The sequence below is a fragment of the Paenibacillus sp. NPDC093718 genome (assembly GCF_050279985.1).
Taxonomy (GTDB): domain Bacteria; phylum Bacillota; class Bacilli; order Paenibacillales; family Paenibacillaceae; genus Paenibacillus_AQ.
The window spans coordinates 230,865-250,622 of sequence record NZ_JBNNUS010000010.1 but is presented as its reverse complement, the minus strand read 5'-3'; the positions used below and the strand labels follow the sequence as shown (position 1 = coordinate 250,622).

At 51.8% G+C, this 19,758-nt stretch carries 15 protein-coding genes and 1 rRNA gene; 13 read left to right on the top strand and 3 right to left on the bottom strand.

Translation table 11 applies throughout. From position 1 onward, the window contains the following. The first annotated feature begins 140 nt into the window (after nt 1-140). Nucleotides 141-257 (top strand): 5S ribosomal RNA (gene rrf, locus ACQKPA_RS26465). Between the two features lie 152 nt (nt 258-409). On the opposite strand, the gene ACQKPA_RS26460 is transcribed toward rrf, so the two are convergent. Together ACQKPA_RS26460 and ACQKPA_RS26455 are read right to left on the bottom strand one after the other, a co-directional pair. Further along, nucleotides 410-1,270 carry a hypothetical protein gene (locus ACQKPA_RS26460; protein WP_427495458.1) on the bottom strand — a complete coding sequence of 287 codons (861 nt, stop codon included), beginning with the start codon at nt 1,268-1,270 and terminating at the stop codon, nt 410-412. Between the two features lie 167 nt (nt 1,271-1,437). Next, nucleotides 1,438-2,343 (bottom strand): LysR family transcriptional regulator, encoded by a 906-nt coding sequence (locus tag ACQKPA_RS26455; protein WP_427495457.1) that lies wholly within the window; start codon nt 2,341-2,343, stop codon nt 1,438-1,440. 171 nt (nt 2,344-2,514) lie between these two features. Here ACQKPA_RS26455 and ACQKPA_RS26450 point away from each other — a divergent pair, with 171 nt between their 5' ends. The 12 genes from ACQKPA_RS26450 (at nt 2,515) to ACQKPA_RS26395 (ending at nt 18,669) form a co-directional block, all read left to right on the top strand. After that, the gene (locus tag ACQKPA_RS26450) at nt 2,515-3,552 is read left to right on the top strand and encodes an ABC transporter ATP-binding protein (protein ID WP_427495456.1); all 1,038 of its coding nucleotides are present in this window, start codon (nt 2,515-2,517) and stop codon (nt 3,550-3,552) included. Nucleotides 3,553-3,574: 22 nt separating this feature from the next. Continuing rightward, on the top strand, nt 3,575-4,642 hold the full coding sequence (locus tag ACQKPA_RS26445; RefSeq protein ID WP_427495455.1) for an ABC transporter substrate-binding protein: 1,068 nt from the start codon (nt 3,575-3,577) through the stop codon (nt 4,640-4,642). Between the two features lie 347 nt (nt 4,643-4,989). Further along, on the top strand, nt 4,990-6,633 hold the full coding sequence (locus ACQKPA_RS26440; protein WP_427495465.1) for an ABC transporter permease: 1,644 nt from the start codon (nt 4,990-4,992) through the stop codon (nt 6,631-6,633). Next, the gene (locus ACQKPA_RS26435) at nt 6,630-7,946 is read left to right on the top strand and encodes an MBL fold metallo-hydrolase (protein ID WP_427495454.1); all 1,317 of its coding nucleotides are present in this window, start codon (nt 6,630-6,632) and stop codon (nt 7,944-7,946) included. The genes ACQKPA_RS26440 and ACQKPA_RS26435 overlap by 4 nt, the downstream gene beginning before the upstream one ends. Nucleotides 7,947-8,123: 177 nt before the next feature. Further along, nucleotides 8,124-9,104 carry a ketoacyl-ACP synthase III gene (locus tag ACQKPA_RS26430; RefSeq protein ID WP_427495464.1) on the top strand — a complete coding sequence of 327 codons (981 nt, stop codon included), beginning with the start codon at nt 8,124-8,126 and terminating at the stop codon, nt 9,102-9,104. A 188-nt stretch (nt 9,105-9,292) separates the two neighbouring features. Continuing rightward, on the top strand, nt 9,293-10,642 hold the full coding sequence (locus ACQKPA_RS26425) for an ABC transporter substrate-binding protein (protein WP_100540266.1): 1,350 nt from the start codon (nt 9,293-9,295) through the stop codon (nt 10,640-10,642). Between the two features lie 120 nt (nt 10,643-10,762). Beyond that, nucleotides 10,763-11,719, top strand: a complete 957-nt coding sequence (locus ACQKPA_RS26420) for a carbohydrate ABC transporter permease (RefSeq protein ID WP_427495453.1) — start codon at nt 10,763-10,765, stop codon at nt 11,717-11,719. Then, nucleotides 11,716-12,579 carry a carbohydrate ABC transporter permease gene (locus tag ACQKPA_RS26415; RefSeq protein WP_427495452.1) on the top strand — a complete coding sequence of 288 codons (864 nt, stop codon included), beginning with the start codon at nt 11,716-11,718 and terminating at the stop codon, nt 12,577-12,579. Before ACQKPA_RS26420 ends, ACQKPA_RS26415 begins: the two co-directional genes overlap by 4 nt. A gap of 79 nt (nt 12,580-12,658) precedes the next feature. After that, nucleotides 12,659-14,383 (top strand): sensor histidine kinase, encoded by a 1,725-nt coding sequence (locus ACQKPA_RS26410; RefSeq protein WP_304147899.1) that lies wholly within the window; start codon nt 12,659-12,661, stop codon nt 14,381-14,383. 15 nt (nt 14,384-14,398) lie between these two features. Next, complete coding sequence (locus tag ACQKPA_RS26405; protein WP_427495451.1) at nt 14,399-15,742, top strand: ABC transporter substrate-binding protein; 1,344 nt, start codon at nt 14,399-14,401, stop codon at nt 15,740-15,742. A gap of 21 nt (nt 15,743-15,763) precedes the next feature. Continuing rightward, entirely contained in the window at nt 15,764-17,362 is a 1,599-nt protein-coding gene (locus ACQKPA_RS26400) for a response regulator (protein WP_427495450.1), read from the top strand. Between the two features lie 332 nt (nt 17,363-17,694). Continuing rightward, on the top strand, nt 17,695-18,669 hold the full coding sequence (locus ACQKPA_RS26395; RefSeq protein ID WP_427495449.1) for a ring-cleaving dioxygenase: 975 nt from the start codon (nt 17,695-17,697) through the stop codon (nt 18,667-18,669). A 116-nt stretch (nt 18,670-18,785) separates the two neighbouring features. Here ACQKPA_RS26395 and ACQKPA_RS26390 read toward each other — a convergent pair whose 3' ends face one another. Beyond that, nucleotides 18,786-19,739 carry a helix-turn-helix transcriptional regulator gene (locus ACQKPA_RS26390; RefSeq protein ID WP_427495448.1) on the bottom strand — a complete coding sequence of 318 codons (954 nt, stop codon included), beginning with the start codon at nt 19,737-19,739 and terminating at the stop codon, nt 18,786-18,788. Between the last annotated feature and the right edge of the window lie 19 nt (nt 19,740-19,758).

Here is a 19,758-nt window from a genome sequence, read left to right as displayed (position 1 = left end):
GTAGATAGGTTGGAGGTGGAAGTGCAGCAATGCATGGAGCTGACCAATACTAATCGGTCGAGGGCTTATCCAAAAATATTTCAATGTGCTGCAAAGATCGTTTCGTATCTAGTTTTCAGGTGATCAAGCATCTGAAGCCGTTTGGTGGCGATGGCGGAAGGGTTCCACGCGTTCCCATACCGAACACGACCGTTAAGCCTTCCAGCGCCGATGGTACTTGGACCGAAGGGTCCCGGGAGAGTAGGACGTCGCCAAGCGAACAACCATAAAGACCGTTATCGAGTCATCGATAGCGGTCTTTTTTGTTACACATAAAAAGTAATCATGAATCATCAGGAAGAAGGGTACCCTGGGGTGCCCTTCTTTTCTTTACCTTAATAAGCTTCCTAATCTAACATGTTTTCTTAGCTTAATATCTTTCCAAGATCAGTTGTGTCTTCAAGCCGTCCATGGGAAGCAGCCAACCGTTAGACTCGAGGGTGTCCATAAGCTCTGATCGGAGCTGGGAAGCAACCGAGACATCGGATGTTTTAAAAGAGATTTCGATCAGATTCTCGGTACTTGTGCCGTCTGCATTGCGAATCGGCCAAACTTCGAGGCTCATTTTCTGACCATTCCAAGATCCTTCATAGCGGTAGAACGTCAGCGGTCCATGAATTCGGGACTGTGAGAGCTTTTGTTCACCCCAATTCGGGGAGGACCATTTTTTGAGCTTTCCTGGCAGTTTGTCCAGCAGTAAAGCCAAGGCGTCTTGTTCGGATGGGAGTGTTGTGCCGATTGTATTCGTGCTTATTTTCTTGGTGTTGGAGAAGCTAAGCGTTTGTTTGCCGTAGCCCCAATCAATCTCGGCCTCGTAATTGTCATCCGAAGCATCAAAGCCTTCCTGGTTCGCCAAGCTGAGCGCGGCGTTAATATCTCCATTCACGATGGGATACCGTTTCTTATAGGTAAGCTCGTAGTTATCCTTGTCCTCTTTTTTGCGAAAACGGACGTCCCAGCCTTCGGCATTCAGCTCCAGGTTGTCCGTATCATAATAAGCTACACCGATCGCTTGAGGAATAGAGGTTATTCCGAATGCTTGAATGACTTCGCTCCGCAAGCTTCCGCTAGATTCCAGCACGGTTTCGGGTTTGGCAAGGAGCTTTACCTCATACGAAGGCACGGCGTTGGCGGCGGCCGAAACCTCCGCTGTCTGGAATCCGGTTAATCCACTTCCTAGAGCCGCGAAACCTACCATGAAAGACAACGTCAGCTGTTTCCATTTTCTCAATACAATCACTCCCATAAGCTGGATTTAGGTACACAGCTTACTCTAAACGCTGAATAATTGTGAGCTGTTAACGGGGGAGGGCAACTGTATCAAATATGTATAGAAATATTGAATAGTGGCATACATTTTTTGTTAATCCATCCACATAGCTTACAGAGCCCCCTTTATTACAGGACTTGCTCCAATTGTTTGCCCACTTCACGCAAGACCTCTTGAAACCGCTGAATTTGAACGGAAGGAAGACGGTCTCGATTATGGACGCTGTATATATGCCGGGATGCCCGATGGCCGGGAATCGGCAGAACGTGCAGTAGGCCTTCTTGCTGCTCCCGCTGTACCGCGATCCGCGACATAAAGGAAATATGGTCCCCCAACAATACAAGTTGCTTGATCGCTTCCAGCGAGTCCAGCTCTACCGGACTCCTCATACGCAAACCATGCTGCGCAAGCCATAGGTCGGTCAGCTGTCTCGTGCTGGATTCGCTTCCATGCAAGGCAAAGGGAGTGCGAATGATCTGTTCGGGCTGCAGCAAATCCGTTTTGGCTAGCGGATGGTCAGGCGAACATACTAGGGTCAGATCATCCCTGCACAAGGACTCGGCCTCGAGACTGGGACCCGTAAAGGGCTCAGAAGAAATAATACCCAGATCAATCTGGTGCCGCGCCAGCATGTCGCGGATAACCGGTGAAGGCTTGACGGATAAGGAGATCCGTATGCCGGGAAACTCACGGGCAAAGGTATTCAATATCGCGGGCAGCAGATAGGTGGCAGGGACATAACTGGCTCCAATGTGCAGCGTTCCCCGATATAAGCTGTCGTATTCGCGGACGACCCGCTCAGACTCTTTGGCAAGCGCGTTTATTTTTACCGCATAATGCAGCAGAGCTTGTCCGGCCTCGGTGAGAAATGTTTTTCCGCTTCGGGACTCGAACAGCCGGACTTGCAGCTCTTCTTCCAGTGACTTCATATGAAAAGTAACCGTGGGCTGCTTAATGCCGAGTATTTCTGCCACGTTGGTCATATGATGATGGCGGTCGATCAGCTCCACAATTTGCAGCTTCATCAGATTCATTCGTATCTCTCCCTTGATTATTCCTTATTAATGCTCTCTATATAGATTTAATCTATGAGTATCAACAGAATTCAAACAAAAAGTTAATTCCAAGTTTACATTAGTCTAATACAACGCTTAAACGTACCCCTTACACTGGAAATAGCTTAAGAAGACAGGTTGGGATCGATAGTGGATATTGAAATCAGGGGCATTCAAAAATCATTTCAGGGTACACCCGCGTTACTTCCCACCGATTTAAAACTGCGTCACGGTCAATTCACCACATTGCTCGGGCCGTCAGGCTGCGGCAAAACGACTCTGCTGAGGATGATCGCCGGGCTGGAACAGCCGGACGGAGGAGAAATCTATGCGGAAGACCGGTGTATCTACTCCGTACACAAAAAGATTGACGTGCCGGCGCACAAACGCAGCTTCGGGATGGTATTTCAGGATTTTGCCCTCTGGCCGCATATGACGGTATACGAGAACGTTGCCTTCGGATTAAAAGCGGCCAAGCTTAAGGCGGATCTCAGACAAAAAGTAACCGAAGCGCTGGCTATGGTTCGCTTGGAAGGGATGGAGGACCGATATCCGCATCAGCTGTCCGGTGGACAACAGCAGCGGGTTGCATTTGCCAGAGCAGTAGCCATTCGTCCGGAACTGGTACTGTTCGATGAGCCTTTGAGCGCGCTGGATGCCGTGCTTAGGGAGGAAATGCGGATCGAAATGATGTCGCTTGTGAAGGATATGGGGCTGACTGCCCTTTATGTCACACACGATCAGGTAGAAGCCATGTCGATGTCGGATGAAATTGTGGTCATGCGGAAGGGAGAAGTCCTGCAGCGTGGAACCCCGGAGATGATATATGAAACACCTAGTCATCCCTTTGTGGCTTCGTTTATCGGCAAGTCCAATTGGCTGACCGTGGACCATTCCATGGTGAGACCGGAGCATGTGACCTGGAGCAGGACAAACACGGAGGATGTCTGCTATCAGGCAACGGTGCTAAGCGTGAACTATGTAGGCGAGCGATACGAATTTCGTTTACAGGTGGATGGTTTGGACAAGTGGACCGCTTACTTGGACAAGAGGGTACCTGTCGGTGAACGAGTAAATCTGTACGTGTCTCCACATAAGGTCTGGCGGATAGGTGAAGGAACAAGTCCTGATAAGAATACAGACATGCATCAAAATACAGCAAAACGCACGCCTGCTGCTGCAGGCTAAGATGAAGGGGAGTTGGGGAGAAATGAGACAATTGAAGGTACGGAAAAAAAGCGCGATGCTGCTGCTTGCATCTGTCATGAGCCTAAGTCTGTTTGGATGCGGCAGTACCCCGAATGGGGATGCAGTTACGATGCCGGCACAGGATACAGGCAAGACATCTGCATCGGGGAGTGCGCAAGCCGGAGGCAAGCTCGTTCTGTACAGCGCAGGCCCTCAAAAGCTTGCCGACAATATCGTGAGCGGTTTTGAAGCCAAGACCGGAGTGAAGGTAGAGATGTTCCAAGGCACAACGGGCAAAATTTTGGCGCGGATGGAAGCGGAAAAATCGAATCCGGTTGCGGATGTTGTCATTCTTGCATCACTCCCCTCCGCACAGGCACTGAAGGCGGATGGTCTGACATTACCTTATCCTGAAGCCGCGAATGCGGACGAGCTGAATAAGGATTGGTCCGACGCGGAAGGTAACTATTTCAGCACTAGCGCATCGGCGCTGGGGATTGTATACAACACCAATCTGGTCTCTGCGCCGCCTCAAAGCTGGGCTGACTTGGGCTTGCCGGAGTGGAAGGATGCAGTCAATATTCCGGATCCGACGCTGTCGGGATCGGCGCTGGATTTTATCACGGGCTATTTGAGTGTGAAGGGTGACGCAGGCTGGAAACTGTTCGAGGATTATAAAGCCAATGGCACGGCTATGGCAGGAGCGAATCAGGAAGCGCTGGATCCTGTGATCACCGGTGCCAAGAGTTTGGTTGCCGCAGGCGTGGATTATATGGCGTATTCGGCCAAAGCCAAAGGCGAGCCGCTTGACATTGTATACCCGGAAGAAGGAACCGTCGTGAGCCCGAGACCGGCTGCGATTTTGAAATCCAGTCCGAACGTGGATAATGCCAAGGCTTTCATCGACTACTTGCTGTCTGACGAAGCACAGAAACTGGTGGCGGATGCCTATCTGATTCCGGGCCGTGAGGATGTGGAGGCCGAAGGTCGGACCAATCTGAAGGATATTCCGGTGTTTAAAGTGGATTGGGCTTGGATGAATGACCATGGGGATGAGACGGCGGCGCGTTTTTCCGAAGTATTCAAGTAAGTGCATAAGAGTGCGTGTTCAAAAAGGTCGGTTTTCAGCACCGCAGCTTATGCTTCCGAAGTGCGTTTTTTCAAAACGCTTTAGGTTGGATGAAGCTAGGGAGTGAGGAGCGGAGCGTACGTAGTTTGTACGTGAGCACCTGAAATGTTTCCGTAGGAAACATGCTTCGGAAGCAACCGCTTAGGCCCGGATGAATTCAAGATTCGATGCCGAGTTGCTTCTTGATTCACTTCGTGATCAAAATCGGACTTTTTGAACAACCTCTAGGAGCGAACCACAGGAAGGCAATGTGAGGTGAACCGGGAGTGAGACCTGTCATCATGGACAGTCAGCGATTTTTACGGAAAATGGGCGTTATTCTCGCCCTTTTTCTTCTTATGATAAGCATCGGTGTGCCATTGCTGCTTATTTTCTGGCAAAGTGTATACCCGAATCAGCACTTCGATTGGCTGGCGCCGATACGAACGATAGCCGGTCATGAGCTGTCCAACATTTTGCTGCAATCCATCTGGCTGGGGGTATGCGTGGTAGCAGGATCGACACTGCTCGCGCTGCCGCTCGCCTGGATGATGGCCAAAACCCGGTTGGGACAGCATCGGTGGGTAGACGTGATTTTGATGATTCCGTTCATGACCCCGCCGTATATCGGTTCGATGGGCTGGATTCTGTTTATGCAAAAGGGCGGATATTTGCAGCAGTGGCTGCCGGGAGCAGCGAGATGGAGCGATTCCTTCTTCAGCTTCGGAGGTATGGTGCTGATCATGAGTCTGCATTTGTTCCCGTTTCTCTACCTGCTGCTGCGGGACGCTCTGATTCGGATCGGCGGTAATCTGGAGGAGGCCGGTGCGGTTCACGGCGCAAGCGCTGGATACCGGTTTAGAAGAATCATACTGCCGCTGCTGTTATCCTCTTACGGCATGGGCGCGATGCTGGTGTTCGTCAAAACCATTGCGGAATTCGGCACCCCGGCCACGTTCGGTCGCCGCATAGGCTATTATGTAATGACCTCGGAAATCCACAAATATATTTCAAGCTGGCCCATCGATTTTGGTAAAGCGACCTCGCTGGCATCGGTCCTGCTGTCGGTTTGTCTGGTGATGTGGTACATGCAGTCTACGATCAGCCGGAGATTTACCTACCGTCTAGTCGGCGGCAAAGGTCAGCGCTCCAAGAGATATTCGCTGCGCGGAAGCAAAGGCGCCGTCTGCGCTCTTTACATCGGTTTGCTGCTCATATTGTCTGTCGGCATTCCTTATTTTTCCGTCATTGCGGCATCTCTGATGAAACTCCGGGGAGCCGGATTGTCCTTAGATAATCTGACGCTTGCTCATTACAAGGAACTGCTGTCCTGGGGATCGGTCAGCCAGAAAGCGCTCGGTAACAGTCTGGGCCTGTCGCTTGCCGCATCTACCGTTGCCGTTCTGCTCGGTACCGGTTTTGCCCTGACGATAGGCAAGTCCCAGGCACGGATGCAGCGGGTCATCGATCTGTTAAGTCTTTTGCCGAATACGGTTCCCGGCATTGTGATGGTGGTCGGCTTGATCCTGCTCTGGAATGCGCCATGGATGCCGGTTACGCTCTACAATACTTATGGGATGGTGGTCCTGACGTACGTCGTGCTGTTCCTCCCCTATACGGTGCAATATGTAAAGGCCAGCTTTACGCAGATTGACGGTACTTTGTTTCAGGCGGGGCAGGTATTTGGAGGAGGTCCTCTGCTTATACTGCGGCGCATTCTGCTGCCGCTGATTATGCCCGGCATGCTGGCGGGATGGATCATGACCTTCACGATTGCTTCACGGGAACTGGTCGGATCACTGCTCATTCTGCCGCCATCGATACAGACATCGGCTACGTATATTTTTGCCCAGTTTGAGCAGGGACAGGTATCTCTCGGGATGGCGATGGCTGCTGTCTCCGTCGGTATGACGGTGCTGCTGTTACTGCTGGTCGAAGCTATGAATTCTAAAAGAAAGTGGAATGCATCATGATGAAACTGACGGTATGGGGCGGTGCAGGCGAGCACGGCCGCTCCGCCTATTTACTAAGCGGCAGCCAGGTTCATTTGCTCCTGGATTGCGGCGTCAAGAAGGAAGGATCGGGGGACTATCCCATGATCCAGCAAGAACAGGTGCCGAAGCTGGATGCCGTGTTTCTGTCGCATGCCCACGAGGACCACTCGGTGGCGATTCCGCTCCTGTACCGACTTGGCTATCAAGGGGAGGTATGGACCACCCGAGAGACGGCAGCGCAGTTAACGGCCTACTTTGCCTCCTGGAAAGAGTACACGGCAAGGGCTGGCGTAGAGCTTCCTTATATGGAGGAGGATCAGCTGGCGATCCGCTACCGGTATCTGGAGGAAGAGGCGGAGAAGTTGACATGGTTTGAGGCGCTTCCGGGCGTAGAGATCATGTGGGGACGAAGCGGCCATATGGTGGGGGCTGTTTGGTTTTTGGTACAGGCTGAAGGAAAACGAATCTTCTATTCTGGCGACTACACATCGGAATCGCTGCTGCTTGAGGATGACAGCCCAGCGCTGGTAGACAAGCCCTCTTCCATGCTGCTGGATCTGGCTATTGTGGATGCGGCTTACGGGACGGACGCTACTTCACAGGCCGATAAGCTAAAGCAATTGGAACAAAAGATTGAGGGCACGCTGCAAACCGGCGGGAAGGTATTGATACCGGTGCCGGCCGCCGGCCGAGGGCAGGAAATGATCCTATGGGCATACAGGAATTGGGGAAATGTGCCGATCGTGATCGAAGCGCCGCTGATCGAAGGAATGAAGCGACTGCTTGGACGTTCGGAGTGGCTTCGCAGCCAGGAATCCGATCAGGAAATGAGGGATCAGCTGGAGTTATTACTGAACCGGAACGATTGGATGGTGCCCGCTAGCGAAGCGGAACGTGAGTCCTTGCTCCATAAGCACGGGGCATCGCTATGGTTCGTAACGGATGGGATGATGCAGTCGAGTCTTGCGCAGTGGTACTATCGCCAGATGTCCGGCGATAGCCGGAATCTGGTTCTGCTCACAGGTCATGTTTCCAAGGGGACCTTTGGACATCGCCTCCTTCAACATCCGGCGTCGTACGGTGCCTGCTCTGTCACGAAAATCAGGTATAAGGTACACCAAGGCTTGGCGGATGTGCGCCAGATGATAACCGGCGTTCCGGCACTGCATACCGTACTCGTCCATGCAGACAAAGGAGAAACGGACCGGTTACGAGCCTACCTGACAGAGGAAGCACCGAACTCCAACCTTCACATTTATTCCATGTCGGTTGGTGAGGAAGTATACTTTTAGTCGTGCTTAGAGAACCTTTATCGCTTTCGCGATAAAGGTTTTTTTGTGTGGAATGGCTGTTGTGTGTTTAGATGCAGGTGAAGTTGGTGAAGGCTGTAATGAACATATATAAAAATAAATTAGTACCAAGTACTAGTACTTGGTGATATAATAGGTATAAACTTGGAGGTGTGAATGATGAGCCAATCAAAGTCAAGAATTACGGCAATCGGGACCTATGTTCCTGAACGGATACTAACCAATGCGGATTTAGAGAAGATGGTTGAAACAAGTGATGAGTGGATTGTGCAGCGAACAGGCATGAGGGAACGCCGGATTGCTGCCCCGCATGAGTACGTATCGGATCTCGCCATCAAGGCTGTAGAGGATATGGTTGATCGATACGGCGTTACCGTGCGGGATGCTGATATGATTCTTGTGGCCACAAGCACGCCGGAGTACTCTTTCCCCAGTACCGCTTCCCGAGTGCAATCGAAGCTGGGCATCGCAAGCACGGGTGCGCTGGATCTGAATGCCGCCTGTGCGGGATTTGTATATGCGCTTCAGATGGCTGACGGATTAATATCCGGAGGAGCCTACCGAAAAATTCTGGTTATCGGCGCGGAAACATTATCGAAAATTACGGATTACACCGACCGAACGACATGCGTATTGTTTGGGGATGGCGCAGGTGCCGTATTATTGGAGAGAGACGAGTCTTCGGCGGGGATCATCGCTTCCGTTTCGGGCACTTTTGGCGAAGGCGGCATTCATCTGTACAAAACCGCCCTCTCCGAGCAAATGGACGGTACGGAATTAAAGAGCGGATGCCTTGTCCAAAATGGCCGCGAGATTTATAAGTGGGCCATTCGGAACATTCCGGACGGCGTCCGTGCCCTTTTGTCCAAAGGGGGCATGACCGCGGAAGAAGTGGATTGGTTTGTCCCGCATAGCGCCAATCTTCGCATGATCGAGGCAATTAACGAGCGGGGGCCATTTACAATGGACCGCACCTTAACCAGCGTGGAGTACCGAGGGAATACGTCGGCAGCTTCCATTCCGCTTGCGCTTCAGCTGGCGGTGGATGAAGGACGGCTCAAAGCAGGAGACCACGTCTTACTCTACGGGTTTGGCGGGGGAATGACCTACGCGGGTTCCATCGTCAAATGGACGATATGACAACGTAACAAGAATCTAAACCGCTATCGACATAAGATATGCGGTTTTTTTGTGCTGCGATTTTTGGATGAACGAACCTGAATCGTAATAAATTCAACTCAAATTCGAAAGTTTACCACCTCAAAATTTGGCGCCGCTTTCATTAGACTAAAGAGGAAAAATATGTTTCATGGAAGAGGGGTAGAAGAATGAAAAGGTTTAAATCATGGAGCTTGCTGCTCCTGAGTATCATCATGGTGTTCACGCTGGCCGCATGTGGAGGCGGTGGCGGCAACGGAAGCAGTACGGCTGAATCTCCGGGGGGAGGCAGCAGTGAAGGGACGGACAATACGAAAGAAGGAACCGAGTCCACAGAGAAAATCGAACTCTCCTTCTGGTCGCTGGGAACGACCAACTATGAAGATCTGGCGAAGGAATACACGAAAGAACATCCGAACATCACGTTCAAATTCCAGAATACGTCGGACCAAACCGCACATCACAACAACCTGACGACGGCATTGTCCGCTGGCTCGGGCGCGCCTGACATTTTCCAATTGGAAATCGCGTTTATGGAGCGTTTTATCAACAATCAGGATAAATTCTACAATCTATACGATCTCGGCGCTAAAGACTTAGAAGGCAACTACCTGGAGTGGAAATGGAAGCAGGCTACTTCGGTTGACGGCACCTTCCAACTCGGTTTGCCAACAGACATCGGCCCTACGGTCGTATATTACCGTACAGATCTAGCTGAGCAAGCCGGACTGCCGACGGATCCGGACGGGTTTAGCGCAGCGATTGATTCATGGGACAAATTCGCCAGCGTAGCCAAGGAGTTCACAAGCAAAACAGGAAAACCGTTCGCCGATTTGACGGACCTAGTATATAACGGGGTACGCGACCAATCCCCGGATCAAATCTACTTCAACAAAGAGGATGGCTCCTTTATCGGAGATACGAACCCGCAAGTGAGAAAAGCTTACGACTTTACGGTAAAAGGAATTCAGGAAGGCTGGATCGGCAACTGGATTCTGTGGTCTCCTGAATGGCAAAAAGCGATCAATGATGGAGACTTTGGCGTCATGCTCGGCCCGGCTTGGATTGCCGGCACGATCCGCAATGCGAAGGACACCGCAGGCAAATGGCAGATTGCCCAGCTTCCTGAAGGAGCAGGCAACTGGGGCGGTTCGTTCCTGACCCTGCCGAAGGAAGGCAAGCATTCGAAGGAAGCCTACGAATTCATCTCGTGGGTGCTGAACAAGGAGAATCAGCTGAAATCGTTCAAGGACAGCGGCTTGTTCCCGTCCATCCCGGCGGTGTACAGCGAGCCTTCGTTCACGGAGGAGAAGGATGAATTCTTCGGCGGCCAGGTCATATCTGAAGCGTATGCCAAATCGGCGGAACGCATCAAGCCGGTTTACTACGGACCGCTTCATGACCAGACCGACACGATCATCAAAAACGCGCTCAAAAACGTGCTGGAGAAAAAAGCCGATCCGCAAAAAGAATGGGAAAGCGCAATGAAACAAATCAAGACGCTGGTTGATCGCAGCTAAGCTAAACAGACGGATCATTCCCGCTAGCGCGTTCATATCCAATAACCGTCCGAACCCGAGAAGGGATAAAGCTCTCTTCGCTCGGGTTCGGATTTATCCTTACCTACCTGGAGGTGCATCATGGCAGACACAGCAACGGCAGAATCGCCGAAGCCGGTGCCGCAAAGGCGGCGCTTGTTGACGGAGACCGTGCGCAGCCGGTTTACGGCTTATACGTTCATATCGCCATTTTTCATATTGTTCGCAATATTTGGCCTGTATCCAATTCTTTTTACCATCTATTTGTCCTTCTTCAAATGGGACGCACTCGGACCGATGAAATACGTCGGCTTCAAGAACTATGAGCTTATTACAAGCGACCCGACCTTCTGGATCGCGTTTAGCAACACACTCATTATGGCTTTGATGGGAACCGTGCCGCAGCTAATTGTGGCATTATTTGTTGCGGTTATGCTCAACTCGGCCTTGAACAGATTCAAGAACACGTTCCGCATTCTGTATTTCATGCCGAACATCACCTCCATCGTTGCCGTTACGCTCGTTTTCAGTACGATGTTTGGCAACAACGGGATGGTCAACTGGCTGCTAAACACCTTCGGTGCGGAAAGCGTACCATTCAACTCGGGCTGGTGGGGAGTCAAAATCGCAATTTCGTCCATGGTCATGTGGCGCTGGATGGGCTATAACGCCATTATTTTTCTGTCTGGGCTGCAGAGCATTCCGACCGATATTTATGAAGCGGCCAAAATCGACGGCGCCACCCGTGGCCAGCAGCTGCTCTATATCACGCTGCCGCTTCTTCGCCCATTCATTCTGTTCGTCACCTTGGTATCGACGATCGGCGCGCTCCAATTGTTTACGGAGCCTTATGTATTCCTCGGTCAGTCCGGCACGGGTTCTACGCGTCAGGAAGGGGTCACGATGGTCACCTATTTGTATAATGAAGCATTTAAGAACGGATTTTTCGGTACGGCTGCGGCAACGGCGGTGCTCTTGTTTATCGCCACTATTCTATTCTCGGTATTGAACATGATGGTGGGCCGCGAAGGTAAAGATACGGGAGGTAAAAAAGCATGAGCACAGTCGCCATAAGCCGTAAAAAACCGGATGAACCCGGTATTATCGCCAAATTCTTCTTCTACCTCTTCATGATCCTTGGCGCGCTGGTCTCGATCTTCCCGTTCTACTGGATGTTTGTCGTGGCTACGAATGACAAGGATGCGGCATTTCACATTCCGCCGCTGCTTACGCCCGGCACTCAGTTTTTCGATAACTTCGCGCGCGTGCTGGAGCGAACGGATTTTTTCAGGGCCTTGCTGAACTCGGTGGTGGTGTCTACTGCCGTGACCTTGTCCGTTGTGTTCCTCTGCACGCTGGCGGGTTACGCCTTTGCCAAGTATGAGTTTCCTCTGAAAAAGACGCTGTTTGTTTTTGTAATCGCTACGATGCTGGTGCCTGCCCAGCTGGGCGTGCTTCCGCAATACGTCATCATGGCCAAGCTGCACTGGATCGACAGCTACAAAGCGCTGATCGTGCCGGCCATGGTTAATGCCTTCGGCATCTTCTGGATGCGGCAGTACATCGCTTCCGCCGTTCATACCGAGCTGATCGAAGCGGGGCGGATTGATGGCGGCGGACATTTCCGGATCTTCTGGAACATTGCCATTCCCGTTGTTACCCCGGCAATGGCCACGCTCGGGATTCTGAATTTCATGAACGTGTGGAACGATTTTTTCTGGCCGCTCGTCGTATTGAAAAACAGGGAGAATTACACCATTCAAATTGCGCTGCAGCAATTGTTCACCAATAAGGACGGCCTTGATTTCGGAATGATCATGTCGGCCACCTTCACGGCGACGCTGCCGCTTCTCATTGTGTTTCTATTGTTCAGCCGCTATGTCATCGCGGGACTGACATCAGGCGCCATAAAAAGTTAACAAGCAAGGTCAAGTCGACAAGGAATGCGGCCTGTCATGAAGAATAATAGACATAGTAGAGTGGAGGGAGGAAGGATCCATGAAACTCCGCCGAAAGATATTGCTGGCTATTATTCTTCTGGTCTTCATTCCGGTCATCGCGCTGGGCGGGGTTTCCTATTACAGCTTTTCGGAAGCGATGGAGAAGAAGTCGAATGATTTCTATTGGATTTCGCTTCTGGAAACGGATCGGAAACTGAAGTTCGCCTTGAACGAAATCACGACGATTTCGAACTCGGCGATTACCCAGCAATCGGTTCAGCAGATGCTGAAACAGCCGGAATACGCGGTTACCTATGAACGGCGGCAGGAGATCAACAATCTGATCAATCATCCGATGATTGCGTCGTTTGCTTTTTATTCGAATGACCGGTTGATGTATAACACGAATGGCGGAATGGAGCTTCAGGAACTGAGGCAGCAGGCATGGTATGAAGCGGTGGAGAAAGCCGAGGGGCGTCCCGTATGGGTCGGACCCGGCGAGAACGGCTCTGCGGCTGACGGCGCTCCCGTTTTGATTCAATCCAGGGTCATCAAGGACTATTACTCGCTGGAGGATATCGGAACCGTGGTGATCTACGTGAAGCCGGATCTCCTCGATCAGGTGTTCTGGGAGGCGGCAACGCTGAAGCAGGGAGATATTTTGCTGGTCAACCAGCTGGGGCACATCGTGTTCAGCAAGTCGGGCGGACATATCGGGGAGCGGACGGAATTCCCGTTTCTCTCGGATAGTTATAAGACGAATGGAAAAGGCTACTATATCGATCAATATGCAGGCGAAAAATCGCTGATCACATATTCACCTTCTCATAATAAAGATTGGTTTCTGGTCGCCATCACGCCAAGTAAACTGATTTCGGCCGAATCGGTCCCGATTCGCAACCTAGCCTTGATCCTGGGATTGATCTCGCTCGTGTCGGCGTTCCTGTTCGACCGTTTTTTTGTGCGCAGAATGGTGCGCAGCATCATTAGCGCGGTGAACGGGATGAAGCGCGTCAAGCAGGGCATCTTCGTTCCGATCCCGTCGCATAACGTGGCGGAAGACGAGACGGATCTGTTAATCGACGGCTTTAACCGGATGAGCACCCAGATCCAGGAGCTGATCGGACAGGTCGAGACGGAACAAGCACGAAAAAAGGAAGCGGAGCTGCAGGCGTTGGTCGCTCAGATCAATCCGCATTTTATCTACAATTCACTGGAATCGATCAATTCGATGGCCGTGCTTCAGGGCAATAAGGATATCAGCAAGATGGTCGTTTCGCTTGGAAAGCTGCTGCGCATTAGCATCAGCGAGCATCATGAGCTTATCCCCCTCAGCATGGAGCTGGAGCATGTCCAGCATTACATGCGGATACAGAAATTCAGGTTTGAGGAAAAATTCGATTATGGCATTGAGCTTCCGAATGAACTGAGGCACTACGTTACGCAAAAGCTGATCGTTCAGCCGATTGTTGAGAACGCTTTATATCACGGGATCGAGCCGATGGAGGAAAGCGGACTCATCTCCATCAGGGTGTCCGAGGACGGCGAGGATATCGTGATTGACGTGGAGGACAACGGTCCGGGCTTCGATCCGGAAACGCTGATGAAGCTGTGGAATTCGGATCCGGGACAGCTCAAGAAGTATCGCGAGAACGGGGTCGGATTGAAGAATGTCCATGAAAGGCTGCGGATCCGGTTTGGCAGCCGTTACGGCCTGATGATCTGTTCCTCCCCAGGTTACGGCTCCTTGATCCGAATCCGAATACCGAAAATACTGACATGACAGGGGGGCTGCAGGGTGAGATGGTTTTGGAATTGGGGCTGGATCGTCGGATATGCCGCTCTGTTGGCTCTGTCTGTCGTGTGGGTGACGGTACAGAATCAGGGACCGGCCCAGGAGGAACAGCCGGAGAAAATCACGCTGACGTTCCGGCATTTCTGGAACAAGGAGCATGACAAGCCGGTGCTGGCGGTATTCGAGAGCATCGTCCGCACTTATGAGAAAGCGCATCCAAACGTGAAGGTGAACTTCGAGAGCATCGATCAGACGATTCACCGGGAACAAAAGCTGAAGAGCGAGATGGTGACCGGCACGCCGCCGGATATGTTTGTCCTGTTCGGAGGAGCCGAGATCGTGCCCTATGCCAGATCCAACCGGTTGATGGATTTAACGGATTTTTTGCAGGATACCGGATTGAAGGAGCAGTTCAAGGATCTGCACCACTGGACCTTCGAGGACCGGATTTATGGCCTGCCCTTCGAGGGACACGCAGAGCCGATCTATTATAACCGGGCATTATTCCGGCAGCTGAAGCTGGAGCCTCCGAAGACGCTGGGGGAGATGGACGAAGCTATTCGTGTTCTTCGGGAGAACGATATCATCCCCTTTGCGGTCGGTAACGAAGACAGGTGGCCGGCGGGAATTTTTGCCCACTATTTCATGGATCGCTACGCCGGGCCGGAACTGATAGACCGGCTGGTCGAAGGAGATGATCAGGTCAGCTTTGTGCAAGAGTCGTATTTGGAGGCGTTTGAGCACTTGGAGCTGTGGATCAACGAAGGGGCGTTCAGTTCGAACGCAAATGATCTTTCCACGGAAGAAGCGATTGCCCAGTTTACGGAAGGAAAAGCAGCGATGTATATGAACGGCAGCTGGGATATTACGCTGCTGCAGAATGAGGATTACCCGGATTTTCAGAATGAGATCGGCGTTATTCCCTTTCCGTCGCTCCTTCCCGGTAAAGAACGTTCCTTGGCAGGGGGATATACAATCGGCATCGGGCTATCATCGGACTTGGATGAAACGAAAAAGCAATCGGCTCTGGAGCTGCTGGGCATGTTCTATACCCCGGAGGTGCAGACTCGGCTGGTGTATGAAGGGTTGCGCGTCCCTTCGATGAAGATTGATTATGATTCCAAGAAAACCGGGCCGGTTTTTGCCCAAGTCACGGAATTGATGGAGGAATCCACGAGCACCTTTCTGCCTTACGACAACACGTTATCACCCGAGGTGAACAGTTCGTTCCTTAAGGTGATCGAGGATATGATTGGAGGACGGATCGATGCTGCCGGCGCATTGGAGCAAATTCAGAAGTCCTCGGTGCGGTATTGGAAGCTTAGGCGGAATACGACAGCAGAGTAAACAGGAGACAGGGGGAACGTCATGGGCGGATCGGAAGGCAAATTCAGAGTTATGCTGGTCGATGATGAGCCGATCATTCTGCGCAGTCTAAGGGCAGCCATCCCCTGGGATGAGCTGGATCTCGAGATCGTTGGGGAGGCTAAGACAGGGGACAGCGCTCTCAAGCTGGCGCGTGAAGTTTCGCCGCATATGATCATCAGCGATATACGCATGCCGGGTATGGATGGCATTACGCTCATGAAGGAGCTGAAGGCGGATCAGGCACGGCGGATCATTATTTTCATTAGCGGGTACGGCGAATTCGAATACGCAAGGGAAGCGCTGCGCGAAGGGGCTTTCGATTACTTGCTGAAGCCGATCGATCACGATGAGCTGACGGAAACGATAGCCAAGGCGGCCAGAACCCTGGAGAAACAGATTGCGGATGATCAAATGCTGCACTCGATCAAGGTTTTATCGCTGCTGGCCCGGGAGCGAATGCTGACGGAATTCATCGAGGGGAACCGAAGCCCCCTGCAGCATATGCAGTGGCTGGAAGACAGCGAGCTGGAGCATGGATACACGATGGCCGTCATTCAGTTGGATCATTACTTGCGACTTAACGAGTTATGGAGCATGGACGAGAAGCGCCTGTGGCTGTTTGCCGTACGGAACGTCCTGGAGGAATGGTCCTTGCAGCATGGCGGACTGACGGTATTTCCTTTCCGCAGCGGTGAATGGGTGCTGCTGTTTCCGAACCTGTCGAGGGAGCGGCAGGAGGAGATCGGCCGGGATTTGGTGCAATTGATCAAGCGGAATACGAAGCTGTCCTGCTCGGTCGGCTTCAGTCCCAGCATGGCCGGGATTGATCGCTTGGGAACGGCTTACGAGACCGCCGTTCGCGCCTTATACCAGCGGTTTTATTCCGGGGAAGAGGGGGTGTTTCTCGGAACGCCCGATTCCGTTATGGAAACGGCCAGCGAAGCGAAGTATCCGAAGCATCTCGAGTCGCTCATGGTGGAAAGCATCCGCACGCTTCACAAGGAGCGGCTGCTGGAGCTTTTTGATGAGACGAAGGCTTATATTGAGGAGCATGCGTTCAGCAGGGAGATGACCGAGCGGGTGCTGCTGGAGATGAGCGTCGTGCTGTATCGGCAGTTTGAGCATATGAAGGTGCTGTTTGAGTGGTCGCTGGAGGAATTGCTGCAGGAGCTTCATGCATCCGGCACCCTTCAGCAGCTGATGGACGTTGTGAAAAGCCATTTCAGCAAGTGGATTGCCGAGAGCCGGTCCGGGCAGGCCAAGGACAATGTCCAGGCCATTATGGGCAAAGCCAAGGAGTACATCGCGGAAAATTACCAGAAGGATCTCAGCATTGAAGAGGTATCGGAGCTGGCGGATTTGAGCATCAGCCATTTCTGCACCCTGTTTAAGGGAACAACGGGATATACGTTTCTGGAGTACTTAACGGAATGCCGGATCGAGAAGGCCAAGAGTATTCTGCTGAATACGGATGTGAAGGTATACCAGGTAGCGCCAATGGTAGGGTATCAGGATCCTCGATATTTTACGCAGGTGTTTAAAAAAATAACAGGGAAAACGCCCTCCGAGTATCGGGAAGAGGCGATATCGAAGACATAAAGAGGTTGATGACTCGTTCATGGTGTTCATGTGCCAACCATAAGAGGATAGGTTACAGCATAGCAGGGAATGAATAACAGATCCATTTTTCCGGAGTTGATCAGGGAAAAAGAGAGTTCTGTTATTTTTATTTTAAATATCTTAATATTAAGACTTGACGATCCCTGAGTTAAATACTACACTGAGATTAAGCAACAGATACACAAGATAAGTTAAAGAAGCAAGGATGAAGTTGCTTTTTCGAATAAGGCTTTTAACAAACAGTACAGGTGCCTGAATGGTAACATGGTTTCATTAATGACGAATAAATCATATAGATGGAGGTTGAAGTCATGAAGTTTAAAGGAATTCATCACGTATCCGCGTTAACGGCTGCGGCTTCGCGGAACTTCGAATTTTATACAAAGGTGCTCGGCATGCGCTTGGTTAAGAAGACGGTGAACCAGGACGATGTATCCGTATATCATCTGTTTTATGGCGACGAAAAAGGAAACCCCGGGACAGAGCTTACCTTCTTCGAAATTCCGATGGCCGGTCGGACCCGTGAGGGAAACAACAGCATCTCGGCAACATCCCTTCGCGTGCCCAGTGACCGCGCTTTGGAATACTGGACCCGGAGGCTGGATGAACACGGGGTAGAACGCGAGGAGATCAAGGAACGTGCCGGCCGATTGACACTTCTCTTCAGGGATTTTGAGGGGCAGCGCATCATTCTGGTTTCGGATGAACATAATGAGGGAGTTCCTGGGGGCATCCCGTGGGAAAAGGGACCGGTTCCGGCGGAATACGCCATTATCGGTTTAGGTCCAGTGCAGCTTACCGTGCCTAATCCAGTGCAGACCGTGAAAGTATTGACGGAGCTGATGGGCTTCCGTTACAGAGGTCAGTATGCCTCGCCTGTAGACGGGCAGCCGGATATCCTTGTTTTTGAGACAGGGGAAGGCGGAACGGGAGCGGAAGTGCACGTCGAGGAACGAACGGACCTTCCGCAGGAGCGGCTGGGTCGGGGCGGCGTTCATCACGTTGCATTCCGCGTAGAGGACGAGGAGGAGCTCCGGGCATGGATCGACCGGATTGGCGATGTGGGTTTTTCGAATTCGGGGTTTGTCGATCGCTTCTACTTCCGTTCCTTGTACTTCAGAGAGCCTAACGGTATTTTGTTCGAGGTGGCCACCGACGGTCCGGGCTTTGACACGGATGAGCATATCGATCATCTCGGCGAATCCCTTGCGCTGCCGCCGTTTCTGGAGCCGAAGCGGGAACAGATTGAAGCCAACCTGAAGCCTCTCCACACCATTCAATCATGATGGCTCATATCACGAAGCAAAGAGCACCAGGCAAGCCTCCATTTTCGGGGCGTTTGTCTGGTGCTCTTTTATAGATATCAGAATGAAAGTACGTCGGTCGACGTTTTTCTTATGATCTATTCATACAGCTGTGAAATGGCTTTTGCGGCTGTGCTGACATGCTCTCGCAACTCTTGTGGAGCAATCACCTCGATTTCCGCTCCGCAGCTTAGAAGAAATGCCGAAGCCGATTCCAAGGTGTTGAATTCCAAATCGGCCGCAATCCACCCGTCGTGCTGGCTCTCCATGTCGCAGCGGATTATTTTGACGTATCGCTCCCGCTCAAAGCGTTTGATCAGAGAGACGGTCATTCGAACCTGTGCCGGATACTGCGGGAGATTCTGCATGAACCGTGCCAGCGACTCCTCCCAATATTCGGCTAGATTAAAATCGGCCGGCCGCTCGAAGGTATCTTCGGACATGACGGCATCCATGATTCTCGATACACGGTAGGTTCTCATTTCGCCTTCGGATTCCGCGACCACATACCAGGTGCTGCGTTTGGCAACCAGCCCGAGCGGATGAATGATTCTTTCGGCCCGCTCCTCCCCCTTCATATATTGGATTCGGGTGATACGATCCAGCCACAGCGCCTCCTGAAGCACTGTAAGATACGGATGCGACTCGCGGTAGGAGTGCCAGCCTGCGCCATCAATATGGATTTTCTCCCGAATGATTTCGGCGTCCTGCCTAACGGAGCTGGGGGAAGAGGCCAATAATTTCTGATAGGCCGCATCAAACTGCTTGCGGATTCCAAGATCCCCGATCAGCGGGCTGTGACTGGAGACCAGCAGGGAGATGAGTTCATCAGGCGTCATCCCGGTCAGGTTCGTTCGGTAGCTCTCTTCCAGCACCCAACCGCCGAGGGAGCCTCTTTCCGCATAGACGGGAATACCGGCCGAGCTTAGACTTTCCATATCGCGAATGATCGTTCGTTCCGATACCTCGAGCTGCTCCGCTAAATAACGGGTATTCTTCTTACCCCCGTTCTGTAGCATCAGCATAATGGACAATAGACGATCCGCCCTCAAATCAAGTCACCTCTTTAAT